This window comes from Vibrio sp. 704, from assembly GCF_033339295.1.
The window spans coordinates 1-532 of sequence record NZ_JAWOUH010000950.1 but is presented as its reverse complement, the minus strand read 5'-3'; the positions used below and the strand labels follow the sequence as shown (position 1 = coordinate 532).

Annotated in this window: 1 protein-coding gene; it reads right to left on the bottom strand. The window is 42.5% G+C overall.

The features are described from left to right. Nucleotides 1-138: 138 nt before the first annotated feature. Nucleotides 139-532, bottom strand: a 394-nt coding sequence (locus R7R24_RS30050; protein WP_318120633.1) for a glycoside hydrolase family 3 N-terminal domain-containing protein, incomplete at its 5' end; no start/stop codon positions are given.

Here is a 532-nt window from a genome sequence, read left to right as displayed (position 1 = left end):
AAGATAACAGGCTAAAAAAGAAAAACAAGCGTACACAATAAAAACATTTACTGTAAACATTAATTTACACACAAAGAAAAAGCCAAAGTCTAATGAGCTTTGGCTTCTAATTGGTGTTTTTAACAGTTTACAAGAGGTTTAGCTGGTCAAGCGTTTCATCGCTTCACTCGCCGCTTTCCACTCATGAGACAATTTGAGATCGCTTAAAGAAAACGACTGTTTTTTGAGTAGCGCATCCGCCAATGGCACGGTTGAAACAGGCAAGTTATCCAACACTTCAACTTGTGCTTCACGCTTATTACACATCAATAGCATATCGCAACCGGCTTTCATGGCTTGAGCCCCACGCTCAGCTGGGCTGCCCATGATCGCTGCGCCTTCCATCGTCAAATCATCAGAGAAAATTAAGCCTTTAAAACCAAGCTGTTGACGTAAAACGTGTTTCAACCAGTATTCAGAACCACTTGCGGGCTGAGAATCGTAGTTCGGGAAAATCACGTGAGCAGGCATCATGGCATCTAAAATACCGGCA